Below are 15477 nucleotides of genomic sequence, written 5' to 3'. Positions count from 1 at the left end.
CTTTGCACCAGAAACAGTGAGAGCGCCACCGCGAACAGCGGGGGCCCTAAAATCCAGATCGAATCGAAAACGGGGCCGCGCAGCCAGGCGTTTTTCACGCGGGCCGATCCGGGGGACGTTTCTTGAGAACCCGGCGGGCGGCTTCGACGCCGCGAAACTGCGCCTCTTCGAAAACCGAAATTCCGCTTTGGTCGGCGTGGGCGAAATGCACGCGTCCGAACGGGGCGAATCTTTTCTCGCGTTCGGTATTCCAGACGTAATCGATGCCGGGCGAGGGCATGCCGTGGCCCCAGACCCAGATGTCAATAGCACGCACCTCGCGGTGCAGGCCCGGATGCATACGCTCCAGATCCGCGAGCACCATTTCGCGCCATTCTTCGAGCGTGCGTTTTTGCGCCTCTTCGCGTTCGGTTTTCGCATCCCTTTCGTCCATGGGGCGGTAATAGGTCAGCACTTTCGCGGTCCGCAGGATGGTCAGATCCTGATGATTCGCGACGATGTAGCCCAAAGAGGGACTGTAGGTGCTGACGTTGTCCCAGCTGAGCGGCGCGCCTTCGGTGACGGGGACGCGCTCGACCGTCACATTCGCGACGACCCAGGGCGCATGTTCGGGCGAGGGCAGTCGCGGCAGGTCCTTCACGATATGATTCGCGGTGAAGCGGGGGCCGGCGTAGATGACGTCCTTCGCACGGTAGCGCATCACTTCGCCCGAGTCGGCTTTGATGACGTCCACCAGCACAAAGTCGCCCTCGTTCTGAATGCGGTAGGCCAGGCGGTTCACGCGCAGGTGTTTTTCCAGTTTGTCGCGAAGTTTCTGCGCGATCCAGCCGTTGCCTTCGGGCCACGTCAAAACGGTCTGCGCGTCGGCATTGGCGGCTTCGCCCGAACGCGAAGCGAAGTAGTGAAGCCCCGCCCATGCCGAAACGAACTCGGCGCGAAAGCCGTAGTCGTCGCGGCAACAGTAGTCCACGTACCATTGCAGCGGCGCCACGTCCCAGCCGCGCTCTTTCAGGAAATCCTGGAAGCTCACGCGGTCCAGCCTTCGCCAATCCGGATCGACGGAGCTGTGCTCGAGCGGAATGTTGAAGATCACCCGGCCATCGCGCCCGCGCTTGTTCTTCAGCGAGTCGGTGAAAGTGAAGAATTCGCGCAGCTTCGCGCGCTCATCTGGCGTCAGGCCCACGTTGGGGACCAGGCTTTCGCTCCAGACGCCGCGATCGAAAAGACGTTCGTGCGGATCCGCGCAGAGATAATACTCGTTGTAAACCGGAAGACCATCCCGGTAGCCGGTGATGATGCCAAGCTCTTCGAAAAGTGCGCGCACCTCTCTCGCCTCGGGCGAGGGCAAAGGGACGTAGTGCGCGGCCCACGGATAGGCCGAGACCTCGTTTTTTCCCGAAGCGGAATTGCCGCCGACCTCGCGATCGAGCTCCAGCACTTCGAAGTCGGTGACGCCGTTTTTCTGTAAGAACCAAGCGGCCGAAAGCCCCGCGATGCCGCCGCCCACGATGAGTGTGCCGATGTCGCGTGTGTCCTGCGGGACCGCTTTGATCGCCTCGCGCAGAAGATGCCCGATCTTGAGATTCGCGCCGTGAAGTTTCGCCGGGATATGGTTGAAGCGCGGCCGGTTCAGAAGTTCGCGAGTCGCGAGACCCGCTCCACCCAGGGCCAGCAGGCCACCGGTGGCGCCCAGAACGTGCAGCGCTTCGCGCCGGGTGATCAGTTTAGTGAGCATACTCCGCCCACTCTTGTTCGAAGTATCGAACCAGGATCTGGTTGTTGAGTTTGTTCACGTCGGTGACCGCGACTTTCATGTCGGCGGGGAACTCGACCAGCGTGCGGGCGATATCGAGATTCATGTACTTCAGGCCTTCGGGCATCTTCGTGGGGAGCGTCGGCGCCACGTTGCCGAAGAGGATGTAACCCCAATCGCCGAAGGCGGGGACGTAGACGTGGTAAGGCAAAGTCCGGAAGCCCACCGAGCGGAGCGTATTGTCGATCGTCCAGAAAGTTTTCTTCGCGACGTAAGGGGAGGTGCTTTGCACGACGCCAACACCGTTCGGCGCGAGTGCCGTGCGGAGCTGGCGGTAGAAGGTATTGGTGTAGAGTTTGCCGACGGTGAAGTTACTGGGATCGGGAAAGTCCACCGCGATGAAGTCGAACTGCTCTTGGTTTTCGCGCAGCCACATGAAGGCGTCGCGATTCACGACATGCATTTTCGGAGAGAGGAGCGCATCCTCGTTCAGGCGGCGCAGTCCCTCTTGTGAACTGAAAAGCTGGGTCATCGCGGGGTCCAGATCCACCAGCACCACCTTCTCGATGGACGGATACTTCAGAATCTCGCGCGCGGCGAGGCCATCGCCACCGCCCAGGATCAGCGCGGTCCGCGGAGCGGCGAGCGAGCCCATCCCCATATGCACAAGGGCTTCGTGGTAACGGTATTCGTCACGCGAACTGAACTGCAGGTTCCCGTTCAAGAAAAGACGCACGTCGCCCGGAGTCTGGGTGACGACGATGCGCTGGTAGGGCGTGGATTTGGTGTAAACGACGGGGTCCGAGTAGCTGGCCGTTTCGGCGAAACCCAGGATGCGGTCGGACAGCACGAAGCCCGCGATCAAGAAGGCGAAGACGGCGAAGCTCGTCATCTTCATGCTTTTGATCCACTTGATGTGGTCGCTGAACAGAAAGAGCGCCCAGATCGCGACCGCCACGTTGAAAATGCCGAACAGAAAGGCCGAGCGCACCAGGCCCAGGTGCGGGACCAAAACCAAAGGGAAAACGAGCGACGCGAGCAGCGCGCCGATGTAGTCGAAGGTGAATACCTTCGAGACCAGATCTTTGAAGTCGAACTGGTTTTGCAAGATCCGCATCAGGATCGGAATTTCGAAACCCACGAGCGTTCCGGTCAGAACCACGAGCGAGTACAACAGAATGCGAAACGAGGCCACGTGCTCGAACGACAAGAATAAAATCGCCGCCGAGCAGCCGCCGACCATCCCGACCAAGAGCTCGACCTGAATGAAGACCGACATCAAATTGCGGTTGATGAACTTGGACAGGTAAGAGCCGATCCCCATGGAGAACAGGTAAACCCCGATGACGGTCGAAAACTGGGTCACCGAGTCGCCCAAAAGATAGCTCGCGAGCGCGCCCGCGATCAGTTCGTAAACCAGACCGCAGGTCGCGATGACGAAAACCGAGAAGAGCAGAACGTAGGACACGAAACCGCCTTAACCGTGCAGGGATGCCGAGATGATCATCGCCATCGCGATGGCCATGGCACCGGCCACGATCGCGAGCGCGGTATTTTGTTCTTCGACGATCTCTTGCCACAGATGTCCGGGCGTCAGGCGGTCGAAGACCCAGAATCCCGCGACCAAGATCACGATACCGAGCGCCGAGTAAACGAGCGCGGCGACGATGTACTTCAAGTTGATGAGCTGTTCGGGAACGAGGACGATTTGTTCGGGCATGGAAGACTCCTTTTATTTGTGATGAAATCCCGCGGCGCCGCGTGCGCCCCAGGTGGCGGCCGATCCGGACATGACGCTCCAGCCGGTGGCGCCCGCGTAGAGAAAAAGCACGCAGATGGTGCTGCCAAAAATGATATAGAAGAGTTTCATATCAATCGTCCTCGTCTTCGCTGAAGTACGGCGAGAAGTCGCTGGTCGACCAGCGATTCACTTCAAAGCTGCGGCTGCGCCACCAGGCGAAAACCGGGAAAATCGTCAGCACGCCCATCGCCCACAGCAGATTCGACCAAGTGGGTACGTTGCGCCAGACGGTGAGTCCGTAGCTCATGGGGTTCATCGAGTTCGCCTGCATCCACGAGGGGCCCGAGCGCGAGTCCGTTTCGTAGTTGATGTGGTATCGCCCCGCGGGCACGCTTGAGATGATCAAGTCCGCATGGCGACTGCCTTCGCGCCAGGTGCCGTCGGAGTCGCGGCCCGTGTAGGTTTCCGCGCCGTGTTCGAAAGCGAGGGACTCGCCGGTCTCTTCGTTGATGAGGTCCGCACTGACGGAAAGCCAGCCGTTGTTCAGGTTCGTATCCAGATCGAAAAGCAAATTCGAGCGGTAGCCCTTCAGCTCGAAAGGCGGCGTGACCTTCGTTTTGACCGGGTCCATGGGATCATGGGTCGCTTCGGTGCGGAAAACGACGGCGCGATCCGCGGTGAGGATAAAGAACGTCTGGAGCATGAAAAGCGCCAGGATGAACATCGCGAAGTAACCCAAGATGCCCGACGAGGTTTCGGCCAGCGTGGTCGGCTGGTTGGGGCCGACGCCCGTCTGCGGGGGCATGGCCTCTTTGATCCCGAATCCATCACGGATTTTATCGGCTTCGATGTAGGTGCTGACGGACCAGATCGCCTCTTTTTCGTCGCCTTCGAAGGACAACATCTCGGGCGGGCTGATGTAATCGCGCACCGTCACGCGTTCGCCGACTTTCACCTGCCAGTTGAACTCGCCGCGCACGAACTGCACTTTGGCGTGTCCCTTGTGGAAAAGATGATAGTCCTTGTCCAGGTAGTGGATCGAGGGCTGGTACGACTCCGCATTGCGCGGAGGATTTTTCGTCACCTTGGTGTAGTTCCAGTGACCGTCGAACTCCGTCAGCCAGCGAAAACCCCGCGCCGGATTGAACAGCAGATATTCGCTCCACATATAAACGCCCGAGTCGTCGGAGCGTTCCATATAGCCGATGCATTCGTAAAGATTGCCGTGCACGCGTCCGCGCCCGCCGAGTTCAATGACCTGCGCGCGTCTTTGCCGCTGCTTGAGCGTCGTCAGCACGCGTAGGGTTTCGTCGGTGGTATCGAGTTCGGATTGGCATTTGTCGCAGACCGCGACGACGCTCAGTCCCTGCGCGCGAATCAGAATGTTTGCGCCGCAAGACGTGCAGTTGATCAAACGTCCTGAGGCGACTTTGGGTTCACCAGCCATCGAATTTCCTCAAATTCTGAAAACGGAAGTCCTCGAATTCGGCATACTTGCCTTGGAAGACGCGCGTGCCCTGCGGACCGTATTCCAAACCGGCGAAGCGACCTTGCTCTGCCGACAGGTCCACGTTCAGGGCTTCGCGTCCGGCGCGGGCTTCGAGGCTGAGCTCCCCTTCGCTGGCCGCGCATTTCACTTCGCGTAAGTCATCGACGTTGTAAGTCGCGCCCGCCAGCTGGACCGGATGCCCCACGCGTAGACTGTCCTTCGCGGGAAGGGCTCCCGGTTCGCGGTTTTCAAAACTCATCAAATAGAAGCCCTGCGCGTCGGCCAACCAGCCGTCGCGACCGTCATCGAAAAGCGCGTACCACTCGTTCCAATGACCGGCGGACCAGGTCATCTTCGCGCGGCCGATCAGCTCGAAACGTTTGCCGTCGAAGTATCCCGTCGTGCCGATTTTCAGCGGGCTCATATCGGGAGGCATCTCGGACATTTTGCCGATGGTCTCGGCGTTCACGCCTTTCCGCGCGACCGCATTTCGGCAGAAACCGCAGACACCGAAGATCGACGCCCGGGATTTGAAGGGAATTGCGGCCCCGCAGGCGGGGCAGCTGACGTTCAGGGCCACTTACGTGATCCTTTTCATGAGCTCGGCTTTTTTGGCCTCGAACTCTTCGCTGCTGATGATGCCGTCTTTCATCATGTCGTGGAGTTTTTTGATCGTGGCCATGGGATCTTCCGCCGTTGCCGCCGGCTTTTCTGTGGCGGTCGCTACCGCTCCACCCGCGCTCTGCGCCATGGCCTGCGACATCGCCAGGCCCACACCCATGGAGGCGCCCGCACCAGCCGCGCCGCCGGAATTTCCCGCCGCGATCGAGATGCTGTCCGCCGCCTGAAACTGGGCGTAGTTGCGCAGATCGCCCAGCATTTTCATCGAGGCGACCTTATCCAAATGACCCTGCAACTCGTCGGGGAGCGACAGGCTTTGCACGAAGAACGACTCCAGTTCCAAACCGTAGGATTGGAACATCTCGGTCAGCGCGCCCTTCAGATAATTCGAGAATTCGATTTGGTTGGCCGCCATGTCGACGAAGGGAATTTCGTTTTTCCCCAGGAAGGCCGCCAGGTGAGTCAGGGTCGCGGCACGCAGTTGTCCTTCGAGCTGCTCGACGCGGAAGACCTCTTGGGTCCCGCTGACTTTTTGGAAGAACAGTCGCGGGTTTTTGATCCGGTAGGAGTAGCTGCCGAACGCGCGCAAACGGATCGGACCGAAGTTTTTGTCCTTCACCAAAATGGGAGTCGTCGTGCCCCAGCGTTGGTCGAGCTGCTCGCGCGTCGAAAAGAAATAAAGATCGGATTTGAACGGCGACTCGAAACCCTTGTCCCAATGTTTAAGATTGGTCAGGACGGGAAGGTTGCGGGTGGCTAGCGCATGGCGCCCGGCTTCGAACAGATCGGCCAGCTGACCTTCGTTGACGAACAGCGCGATCTGCGTGTCACGCACGGTGAGCTGCGCGCCGTTTTGGATCTCTTGATCCTTCATGGGAAAACGGAAGGCCAGGACGCCCGGTTCGTTTTCGGTCCATTCGATGACATCCAAAAGCTGCTTGCGGAAAAATCCGAACACCATACGCACGTGCTCCCTGTCCGTACGCTCACGGACTTGCTCGCGATGAAAGAAGTGGATATGACTGTATGATGAGAAATGACGGGCAAGCAAGTGGCAGTTCCGGTGCGAAAACCCTCGGGCTGAGTGCGGGATTGGTCGCCGGCGCGGGCGCCACGAGCGTCGCGCTGGGGATCTTCGGCATCGTCGCGACTTTACCCGCCGTGGTGGTGGGACTTCTTCTGATCGGCGGTGCTTCGGGCCTCGCTTTGACCCGCGCGCTCGTCGCCAAATCTTTGGCCGGCGGTGCGGAGACGTTGCCGGCGCCCGCGGAACGGGCACTTCTGACGGGTGGCCGCCCTTCACTTGAAGAGATGCGGCGCCAGCTCTCCAAATGTAAATTTCTTGAAAAGGTGGAAGCGGAGGGGACCCGGGCCGCCGCGCTCGCGGAAGAACTGCTGCAACGCGCGAACCTTTTGCGGCGTCGACTGAGTGAAAAGTTCGAACCCGGCGAGATCACCTTTTCACGCTATCAGGACGCGGTGGATGCGGCCGTCTTGGCCTTGGCCGACCAGCTGATGTCCGTCCGCAATCAGCTGGAAAATTTGAACGCGCGTGCGGACGTTCGGGGCGAAAGTTTCGTGCAGGAGCGTGTGGAGGTCGGATCGGCAATCGAGCGTGTGACTCGCGGGCTTGCGGAGCTCGGTGGACTGGATGAAGCTTTAAATCAGATCGTGACCAAAGGCGATCAACGCGATCAACTAGAGGCGCGCCTGGCGGAGGTGCAAAACCTCGCGGCACGCGCCGGAAAGTATTCGAAAGGAACGGAATCATGACGGGAAAGACCAGCACGGCAACTCTTGAGAAAACGGCTCTCGTTCTTCCCGACACGGTCGCCGTGAAGAACGCCCTCGAAATCCAGCCTCCGGACAGCCTGCACGCAACCCCGGGGCAGGATCCGGAACTGGATGCGCGCGCCGACGAGTACGTCAACCGCTTGCTGGATTTCAATCCCGGCGACGCCGATCAAGAGAACTCGCTGAAGGCCTCGGTCGAACAGATGGGCGGCGAGGTGCAAAAGCGCGCGGCGAAACAAAGTGAACTGCTGCGCCAACCCGTCAAAAAGCTCGCGGAACGCGGGGGCGACGGCGGCCCGGTCGCGAACGCGCTGGTCGATTTGAAAATGCAAGTCGAAGAGCTTGATCCGGGAAAATTCGATTTCGAACCCGGTTGGTTCTCGCGCGCGTTGGGCGCACTGCCGGGCGTGGGGACACCGCTGAAGCGTTACTTCACGAAGTTCGAAAGCGCGCAGACGGTGATCGCCGCGATCACGCGTTCTTTGGAAGACGGTCGCGATCAGTTGAACCGCGACAACGTCACGCTTTTGGAAGACCAAAAGCAGATGCGCGAAACCGGGAAGAAGCTCGAGCGCGCCATCGCCCTCGGCCAGCTGATGGACCAGAAACTTCAGTACAAACTGGATCGGGACATTCCCGCCGGGGATCCCAAACACAAATTCGTCGCCGAAGAGCTCGTTTTCCCTTTGCGCCAGCGGATCATGGATCTGCAGCAGCAGCTCGCGGTCAGCCAGCAGGGCGTGATCGCGACCGAAATCATCATGCGCAACAACAAAGAGCTTTCCCGCGGCGTGAATCGCGCGCTCAACGTGACCATCACCGCGCTCGAAACCGCGGCCAGCGTCGCCATGGCGCTCGCGAATCAGAAGATCGTGCTCGATAAGGTGAACGCCGTGAACAAGACGACCTCGGACTTGATCGCGGGGACGGCGGCGCGCCTCAAAACCCAGGGCACCGAAATCCACAAGCAGGCGGCTTCGGCCTCGCTGGACATGAACGCGCTGAAAAATGCCTTCCAGGATCTGAAGATCGCCATGGAAGAGGTCTCGACTTTCCGTATGAACGCCCTTCCACAAATGGCGGGGCAAATTCTTGAACTCGACAACATCACCCGTGACGCCGAAAAAACCATTCAGAAAATGGAAGAGGGCAACCGTGCCCGGCCCCAGGTTCGTTTGGAAATCGACGCCACCCCCACTGAGAGGAAGTAGTCCATGGTGAAACTTGAAAAAGCACTTTATACCGCGGAAGCCAAAGCCACCGGAGGCCGTGACGGCTTCGCCGCGACATCGGACGACGCACTGAAAGTCCGTCTGGCGACGCCCAAAGAACTGGGTGGCCCCGGCGGTCCCGGGACCAATCCCGAACAGCTCTTCGCGATGGGTTACGCGGCCTGCTTTACGGGCGCATTGAAGTTCGTCGCGGGCCAAGAGAAGTTTCAGCTTCCCACTGAGCTTGAAGTCCACTCGAAAGTCGGCATCGGCAAAGTGCCCAGCGGCTTCGGTCTGAACGTCGAGATGAAAGTCAGCGCTCCCGGCGTCGACACCGCGAAATTGCAGGCGCTCGTCGAAAAGGCGCACCAAGTTTGCCCTTACTCGAACGCCACTCGCGGTAACATCGAAGTGAAGCTGATCGTCGGCTAAGTGTCGGCCGATCCTTGAGCCGCAAATAAAAAAACCGGGAGGTTCGCTCCCGGTTTGTGTGAACTAACGACGGCGTCCGCGGCCTCCGCCGCGCCCACCACCACCACGGCCAGAGCCGCGGTGTCCGGTGCGATGACCTCCGCCTTCACGGCGACCACCTCGGCCCAAATCGCCAGAGGACGAGGGGCTCGAGACCGCGGTCGGTACGAAGTCGGGGAATTCGGTCACTTCGAGGGGACGTCCCGTCAGGCGTTCGATACTTTTCAGATCGACACGCTCTTCCGGATTACAGAACGCGATCGCTTGGCCTTTGGCTCCGGCGCGCGCGGTCCGACCGATGCGGTGGACATAGTCCTCGGGCACATTCGGCAACTCGAAGTTGATGACGTGGGTGATTTCGTCGATGTCGATCCCGCGTGCGGCGATATCGGTCGCGACCAGAACGCGCACGTCACCTTGACGGAAACTCTCCAGCGCCTTTTGACGGGCGTTCTGGGATTTGTTGCCGTGGATGGCGGCGCTCTTGAAGCCGTTTTTCTCGAGCATTTCCGAAACCTGATTCGCGCCGTGTTTCGTGCGTGTGAACACGATGACCTTCGCCAGATCGGGGTTTTGCAGAACGTACCGGAGCAGTTCACGTTTGTGCGCCTTTTCGACGAACACGACCTTCTGGTCGATGAGTTCCGCCGTCGAAGACACCGGATTCACCGCGACCCGCACGGGGTTCTTCAGGAAACTCGAAGCCAGTTTGTTGATCTCGTTGGCCATGGTGGCCGAGAAGAACAGGTTCTGACGCTCCGCCGGCAAGACTTTGATGATCTTGCGGATGTCGTGAATGAAACCCATATCGAGCATACGGTCGGCTTCATCGAGGACGAAGATTTCCAGTCCCGAGATGTCCAGATGTCCCTGATCCATCAGATCCAGGAAACGTCCGGGCGTCGCGACCAGAATATCGAGTCCACGTTTCAGCGCGGCGACCTGCGGTCCCTGTCCCACTCCGCCGAAAATCACGGCCGAGCTGAGGTTCAGGTGTTTTCCGTAGTCGACGAAGCTTTGCTGAATCTGGAGCGCGAGTTCACGCGTCGGCGAAAGCACCAGCGCGCGGAAGCGGCGGGGTTCGGCGCGACGGGGATTCTCGAAAAGACGTTGCAGGATCGGCAGCGCGAACGCCGCGGTCTTGCCGGTTCCGGTCTGCGCGTTGCCGAGCAGATCGTGACCTTGAAGCAGATGCGGAATCGACTGCTGCTGAATCGGTGTCGGGCTCGTGTAACCGAGGGCCGCGACGGCGAGTTGCAAGGGTTCGATCAATCCCAGTTCACTGAAGCCTTCGAGTTCGTCCAGCGAGACCGGAGTCGGTGCGGGAGCGTCGGTTTTCAGTTCGGGGAAATGCGCATTCGGAATGCCGACCAGATCCGGTTTGCCGGACTGGGGCTCGCGGGCTGAGCCTTCGCGATTGCGGTTACGACCGCGACCACCGCGGCGACGCCGACGTTGTCCGCCTTCGCCACGCTCTTCGGAAGACGCATTTGCGCTGCGTTCGGGGCGCGCGTCGGTGTTCGGTCCACGTTCGGGACGGTTTTGACCGGGACGTTTGTTTTGATTGTCACGCGTGGGACGGGCGTTGCGTTCCGCTCTGTCATTTTGGCCGCGTTCCGCTCTGTCATGCTGGACGCGTTCCGCGTCACGGTAATTACTGCCGCGGCCGGGACCCCAGTTGCGATCGTTTTTCGCGGGGGTGGCTGCGGGAGTGGATGATGTGGTCTTCGACGGAGAAGGTGTGTCGGTCGAAGGGGATTCGTTCTTTTTCTTCAAAAAAGAAAACCAAGATTTACTCTTGGTTTTCCCAGAAGATTGATTCTGTTCTGACATCGGTTGGAGGATCGCTTACCAGCGTCCGCCGCCGCCACCACCGCGGCCGCCACCGAAACCACCACGACCACCGCCGCCGCCGCCACCTTCGCGGGGAGCTTGAGGACGGGCTTCGTTCACGGTCAGTTTACGACCTTCCCAGTCCGCGCCATTCATTTGGCTGATCGCGTTTTCTGCTTCAGCATCGGTCGCCATTTCGACGAATCCGAAACCTTTCGAACGACCGGTTTCGCGGTCGATGATGATTTTAGCCGATGTGACTTGGCCGAAATCTGCGAATGTTTGGTTGAGGACGTTGTCGTCCACCGAGTACGGCAGGTTGCCGACGTACAATTTCTTACCCATGAAACCTCCTAAAGGCTGGGGACCGATTCGGAGATTTGGGCCCTATTGCCAAAGACTCGAAGCAGTACGCCCAGAGGAGTAACAGGCTTTTTCGGGGAAAGAAAGGCTCAATTTGGTCAGGGTTCGGCAAACCCCAGGCCGGGGCCATTTTGCGGTGCTTCCTCGCCCTCGAGGAGGCCCAACCCCGCGAGGACCTTGCGGTTCTCCTCGCGGCGGTAGGTCACTTTACGGGTGCTCAAATGAGAGGCGCGGATGAAATTGAGCTGTTTTTCCACCATATGATCGAAAACTTGAAGCAGACCCGCATGCTCGGGACGCTCCGGAGCGCTGAATTCCAGCAGCTGGTGGATCGCCTCTAAAGTCGAGAAACACTCGGGCCGGGGCTGTTTGCGCACGCGAAAATTGGACGGACGAGCGGGGGTAAAGGCGAGGCGTGGAAGCGGGGCCAGGTTTTCCGATTGGCGCATCATCTTCCGTGCGGTGGCCCAGGTGCCATCGATCACAAAAATGACGAGCCGCCGGTTCGGCGCGGGCGTCAACATCTGCCGCCGTTCCTCTGCGGGCATGGCCCCCAGATCGGTCGCGCGCGGTCCCGGATACAGGATGCGGCAGTCGTTCGCGGGATCCTCCAGAAGCGCGTTTACTTTGGCGTTCTGGCGGTAGTCTTGCCCTTCGATCAACGAGGAGTTTTGCAGGGTCAGATGGGACATCCGTCCGGTGGCGATGCGGCGCCGGCTTTCGATGGGATGGATCAGGATCGCGAAGTGGATGTCCGAGTGAAAGGGACGGAGCTCCGGGCAGTAACAGGCGAAGCCGGGCTGTCGGCAGCTCCGGCAGAGTTCACGAGTGCGGGGGGCGTTGGCCTTGAGGGCTTCGCGCTGGCGGAGGTAGTCTTCCAGTTTCAACACCCCCTCATTTTAGTGGGGGGCGGCGGCCGGGGCCAAGGGAATTATTGAAGACCGAGAGTCTCGTCGGCCGCATCCATCGCGGGCGATGACGAAATGACGGACGTCGTGCGGTACGAGGATTGACGATAAGTCGGGCAGCGGTTCTCGCTGTCGTTGTTGGTTTGCGACGGGAAGTAGTTATAGACGACCGTGCCGTAACCCAAGTGGCGCTTGATCTCGGCGAATTGGGCCCACGGAATGCCGATGCAGCCATGGGTATGACCATTCGAGGGGTGCAAGATCACGCCGCGGCCGACGGTATTGGAATTTTCCGAGCCCATGCCCTGGATACCGATGGAGTTGAACTCTTGATAAGCGCGACCGTTATGCACTTTCGTGATGTGAAAGCCCGGGGGCGTCGCCAACGAGGATGGCGTGTTGTTGGGGCGCGGGGGGTTGCCGTGCGAGTTGACGCCGTAGCCGACGTGAACCGCGGTCACGCAACTGAGATCCGACTGGCGAAGAACGTAAAGAACGGGGCGGCTTGTGGAGAAGTCGATGATCGAGACGTTGCCGTTCGGAATGCGCAGACTGGATCCGCAGCGGGAAAGGTACGCCTTCATTTTTTCCTTCGCCGCCGGCGCGAGACCGCCACAGTCTTTCAGCGGGCGCGGATCGACGGAGGGCGCGGTCGATTGGCGATTCACGGTGGCGGGGTTCACGTAGTCGGGATATTTCGACATGTTTTTCTGACCTGCGGGCGATTGCATGTACTGCATGAACGCCTGAATCGCGGCCTGCATGACGGGAAGGCTCGCGTCGGGTGAGGGCGGCGTCGGGTAAGCGAGCGGCGCCGCGGTCGTTCCGGCAACGCTGTAGTCGAGGTAACTGGGGCCGTTCACGGCGGCCGCGTAACCGGTGGTCGTCCCCGTGGCGGCTTGTTGCTCCGCGGGCATCGTGCGCGTGTCTTCGGATACGATCTTGCGGCTTTGCGCGAAGGTGGGGGCCGCCAGCCAGCTCGTCACGATCAGGATGAAGATTTGCTTTTTCATGGGCCCCTCCGGTGTCACCCCTCTGAAAAAGCAAGGCCTATGCCCTGTCGCAAGCATCTGGGCCGAGCAGGCCGTTTCACTCCGAGACGGGTGACGATTTGGTGTCGTCACCGTCCCGAGCGCAAGATCGGTCTCGTTTTGAGACGTCAGGCGGAAAGGCGCAGCCAGCTCCGCAGCGACGCGCGCTCACGGTAGGCCAGCGTGACGAGGGTCACGAGCGCCAGGAAGAAGAGAAGTTTGGGAACGCCCGGATGCACGAACGCCGCGAACATCATCACGGGGGCGCTCGCTTCGATCAAGCCGCGTTCGAAGTGGATGACCCGGCGGCCCTCCGGTACGACGACTTTCGCGGGAAGGCCTTGGTAGTCGTCGCCCCCACCGACCGCGCCCTCCGCGTAAGCTTGCTCGGCCGGAGCGTCGGCCAGGTCCTCGGCCGCGTAGGATTCCATCATGGGCGCGGCGCTGCGGGCGCCGGCACCAAAGCTTGAGACTTTGTTTTGCAGAAGGCCTGCCGTCATATTGCGTGCACTGGGGCCTTCCGTCGTTAGATCGCCGCGGATTTTCAGAAGGGTGAAACTTAAGACCAACATCATCGCGAGGGCAAGCCCTCCGCCGACGATCAGGCCGCCCAAAGTTTTATCCCACGTCCACTTGATGCCCGTGAACCAACCGACGAGGCGTGCGCGGTGACGAACGAGGGCGGCGACGGCCAAAAGCAAGACCCCTAAAAGCGCGACGCCGAGTGAATGGGTCGCGATCACGCCCGCGGCCACGGCCGCGCCCAGGCGCCAATTCCTCGGCACTTGCGCCAAAACGAAGTAGGTCAGTGCGGCGAAAAGAACGAAGCTCGCCAGCAGAGCGAAATCGAACAGATCCGATTCGGATTTGCTCAGACCCTGTGCCCACAAAAGGCTCGCGCCGTCTTCGAAGCTGAGGCGCGACTGAATTTGGCTCATGACGGAGTTCGGTTTCGCCAATCGCAAAAAGGGAAAGCCGATGCTCGCGCGGGTTTCGGTAGGCGCTTCGTACTGGACGTAGACCGAACGGACACCGGGGGTGAGTTGCAACAGCAGCTCGCCGTCGGGATTGGTGGCGAGAACTTGGGGTTGACCGTCGACCTCCAGATAAAGGGGACGGCCGCCGACCGCGAGGGGGATTTCGGGTTGGCCTTGGTTGTTGATGCGGAAGGTGGCTTCGACGACGCCTTTGCCACGCGTGGGAATGAAGTAGTTGTAGTCGGCGTTTTCGACCGAAAAGCCCAGCGCCGGCAGCACGTCGAGCTTTTTCGTTGTCCACGCGACGCTTTCACCGTCGGTTTGGAGTAAGAACGCGCGTTGTCCCGCGAAGCGTGACGACAGTCCCGCATCGCGCGCCGAAACCCGGCGCGCTTGGGACTCGGTGGTCACCTGCAAGAGCTGGTGATTCTCGATCAACAGATAGTGCGGACCGCCCGCGATGGGGGATTTGAAGTTCGCGCCGGTGTAAGGGCCTTCGATACGCACGCTATTCGAGCCGGGTTTCAGACGCAGGCGCAGCACGCCGCCGTCCTCGGTGTACTCGCCATCGGTCGCCACGCGGCTGGGACTTTCGCCGTTCGCGAAGCGAATCTCGAAGGGCCGGCTGCCGCGTGCGGGGTTTTCGACCGTGATGTCGTAGTCGAAGCGCGCATTTTCGGGAAGCAGCGAAATCCGGAAGCGTCCCACCGCCGTGACGGGCAGATTCTCGTCGGGACGTGCGCCGCCGCCGATCGCTTTGGTCACGCTGATCTGACGATCGCCGTTGGGGTCGGTCAAGACCAGCGCTTCCGCGCCCGCGACGTCGGCCTTCGCGCCCATGACCTGCACGAGGGTGAATTGCACCTGCCCCCAGTTTTTCGGCAAGATGTCGCACTTCAACGTGAACTTCGGTGCGAGCGCGAGCAGTGAAGCGCTGCCGCCGTCGAACGCGATCTGCGCGTCGCCCGAGCAATTTTCGAAACTCACGTTTTGCGGGTCGAAGCGCAAGAATTCGCGTTTCTCATTCAGGCTTGAGGCCTGACCGTTCAAGGTGAAGCTCAGTCGCTCACCGAAACGACCGCCCAACGAGGCGCCCAGGATCGTGACGAAACGGGGTTTTTCGTTCTGTCGCACCAGACTCAAATACTCTTGCACCGGAATCGTGACGGTGCTGGTGGGCGCGGGGTTCGCCGGTAAATTCATGGCGAGCAGGAAGGGGATACAGAGAGCAAGGATGAAACGCATGAAGAGCCTCCGATCCCGCAAGTCTAACGTCGCGGGAAAG

15 protein-coding genes are annotated in these 15477 nt (G+C 60.3%); 3 read left to right on the top strand and 12 right to left on the bottom strand.

What is annotated here, in order from left to right; translation table 11 throughout:
* Positions 1–94 precede the first annotated feature (94 nt).
* Genes KF767_09855 through KF767_09825 form a run of 7 tightly spaced genes read right to left on the bottom strand, consistent with a single transcriptional unit; the run spans position 95 to position 6571 of the window.
* The gene (locus tag KF767_09855) at positions 95–1735 is read right to left on the bottom strand and encodes an FAD-dependent oxidoreductase (protein ID MBX3018181.1); all 1641 of its coding nucleotides are present in this window, start codon (positions 1733–1735) and stop codon (positions 95–97) included.
* Positions 1725–3221 carry a polyamine aminopropyltransferase gene (locus KF767_09850; protein MBX3018180.1) on the bottom strand — a complete coding sequence of 499 codons (1497 nt, stop codon included), beginning with the start codon at positions 3219–3221 and terminating at the stop codon, positions 1725–1727. Before KF767_09850 ends, KF767_09855 begins: the two co-directional genes overlap by 11 nt.
* A 9-nt stretch (positions 3222–3230) precedes the next feature.
* On the bottom strand, positions 3231–3473 hold the full coding sequence (locus KF767_09845; GenBank protein MBX3018179.1) for a DUF350 domain-containing protein: 243 nt from the start codon (positions 3471–3473) through the stop codon (positions 3231–3233).
* 12 nt (positions 3474–3485) lie between these two features.
* Positions 3486–3623 (bottom strand): hypothetical protein, encoded by a 138-nt coding sequence (locus tag KF767_09840; GenBank protein MBX3018178.1) that lies wholly within the window; start codon positions 3621–3623, stop codon positions 3486–3488.
* Between the two features lies 1 nt (position 3624).
* Positions 3625–4941, bottom strand: a complete 1317-nt coding sequence (locus KF767_09835; GenBank protein ID MBX3018177.1) for a DUF4178 domain-containing protein — start codon at positions 4939–4941, stop codon at positions 3625–3627.
* Positions 4931–5563 carry a DUF4178 domain-containing protein gene (locus KF767_09830; protein MBX3018176.1) on the bottom strand — a complete coding sequence of 211 codons (633 nt, stop codon included), beginning with the start codon at positions 5561–5563 and terminating at the stop codon, positions 4931–4933. The genes KF767_09835 and KF767_09830 overlap by 11 nt, the downstream gene beginning before the upstream one ends.
* Complete coding sequence (locus tag KF767_09825) at positions 5564–6571, bottom strand: SPFH domain-containing protein (GenBank protein MBX3018175.1); 1008 nt, start codon at positions 6569–6571, stop codon at positions 5564–5566.
* 59 nt (positions 6572–6630) lie between these two features.
* Between KF767_09825 and KF767_09820 the strand changes: the two genes are divergently transcribed.
* From KF767_09820 to KF767_09810, 3 genes are read left to right on the top strand one after another with little or no spacing between them, the layout of a single operon-like run.
* Positions 6631–7377, top strand: a complete 747-nt coding sequence (locus tag KF767_09820; GenBank protein MBX3018174.1) for a hypothetical protein — start codon at positions 6631–6633, stop codon at positions 7375–7377.
* Positions 7374–8609, top strand: a complete 1236-nt coding sequence (locus tag KF767_09815; protein MBX3018173.1) for a toxic anion resistance protein — start codon at positions 7374–7376, stop codon at positions 8607–8609. Before KF767_09820 ends, KF767_09815 begins: the two co-directional genes overlap by 4 nt.
* 6 nt (positions 8610–8615) lie before the next feature.
* Complete coding sequence (locus KF767_09810; GenBank protein MBX3018172.1) at positions 8616–9041, top strand: organic hydroperoxide resistance protein; 426 nt, start codon at positions 8616–8618, stop codon at positions 9039–9041.
* A 63-nt stretch (positions 9042–9104) separates the two neighbouring features.
* On the opposite strand, the gene KF767_09805 is transcribed toward KF767_09810, so the two are convergent.
* The 5 genes from KF767_09805 to KF767_09785 all read right to left on the bottom strand — a co-directional run bounded on the left by KF767_09805 (position 9105) and on the right by KF767_09785 (position 15437).
* Positions 9105–10913, bottom strand: coding sequence for a DEAD/DEAH box helicase (locus KF767_09805; protein MBX3018171.1), 1809 nt, complete (start codon positions 10911–10913; stop codon positions 9105–9107).
* A gap of 15 nt (positions 10914–10928) precedes the next feature.
* Entirely contained in the window at positions 10929–11258 is a 330-nt protein-coding gene (locus tag KF767_09800) for an RNA-binding protein (GenBank protein ID MBX3018170.1), read from the bottom strand.
* A gap of 116 nt (positions 11259–11374) precedes the next feature.
* A complete protein-coding gene (locus KF767_09795; GenBank protein MBX3018169.1) occupies positions 11375–12166 on the bottom strand; it encodes a DTW domain-containing protein in 792 nt (263 codons plus the stop codon).
* Between the two features lie 41 nt (positions 12167–12207).
* Positions 12208–13197, bottom strand: coding sequence for a hypothetical protein (locus tag KF767_09790; GenBank protein MBX3018168.1), 990 nt, complete (start codon positions 13195–13197; stop codon positions 12208–12210).
* 146 nt (positions 13198–13343) lie between these two features.
* The gene (locus KF767_09785) at positions 13344–15437 is read right to left on the bottom strand and encodes a hypothetical protein (GenBank protein MBX3018167.1); all 2094 of its coding nucleotides are present in this window, start codon (positions 15435–15437) and stop codon (positions 13344–13346) included.
* Positions 15438–15477: the final 40 nt, after the last annotated feature.

Source organism: Pseudobdellovibrionaceae bacterium, from assembly GCA_019637875.1.
Lineage (GTDB): Bacteria > Bdellovibrionota > Bdellovibrionia > Bdellovibrionales > Bdellovibrionaceae > JAHBUW01.
Note: the sequence above shows the minus strand (reverse complement) of the source record. Positions and strands in the feature narration are given on the sequence as shown.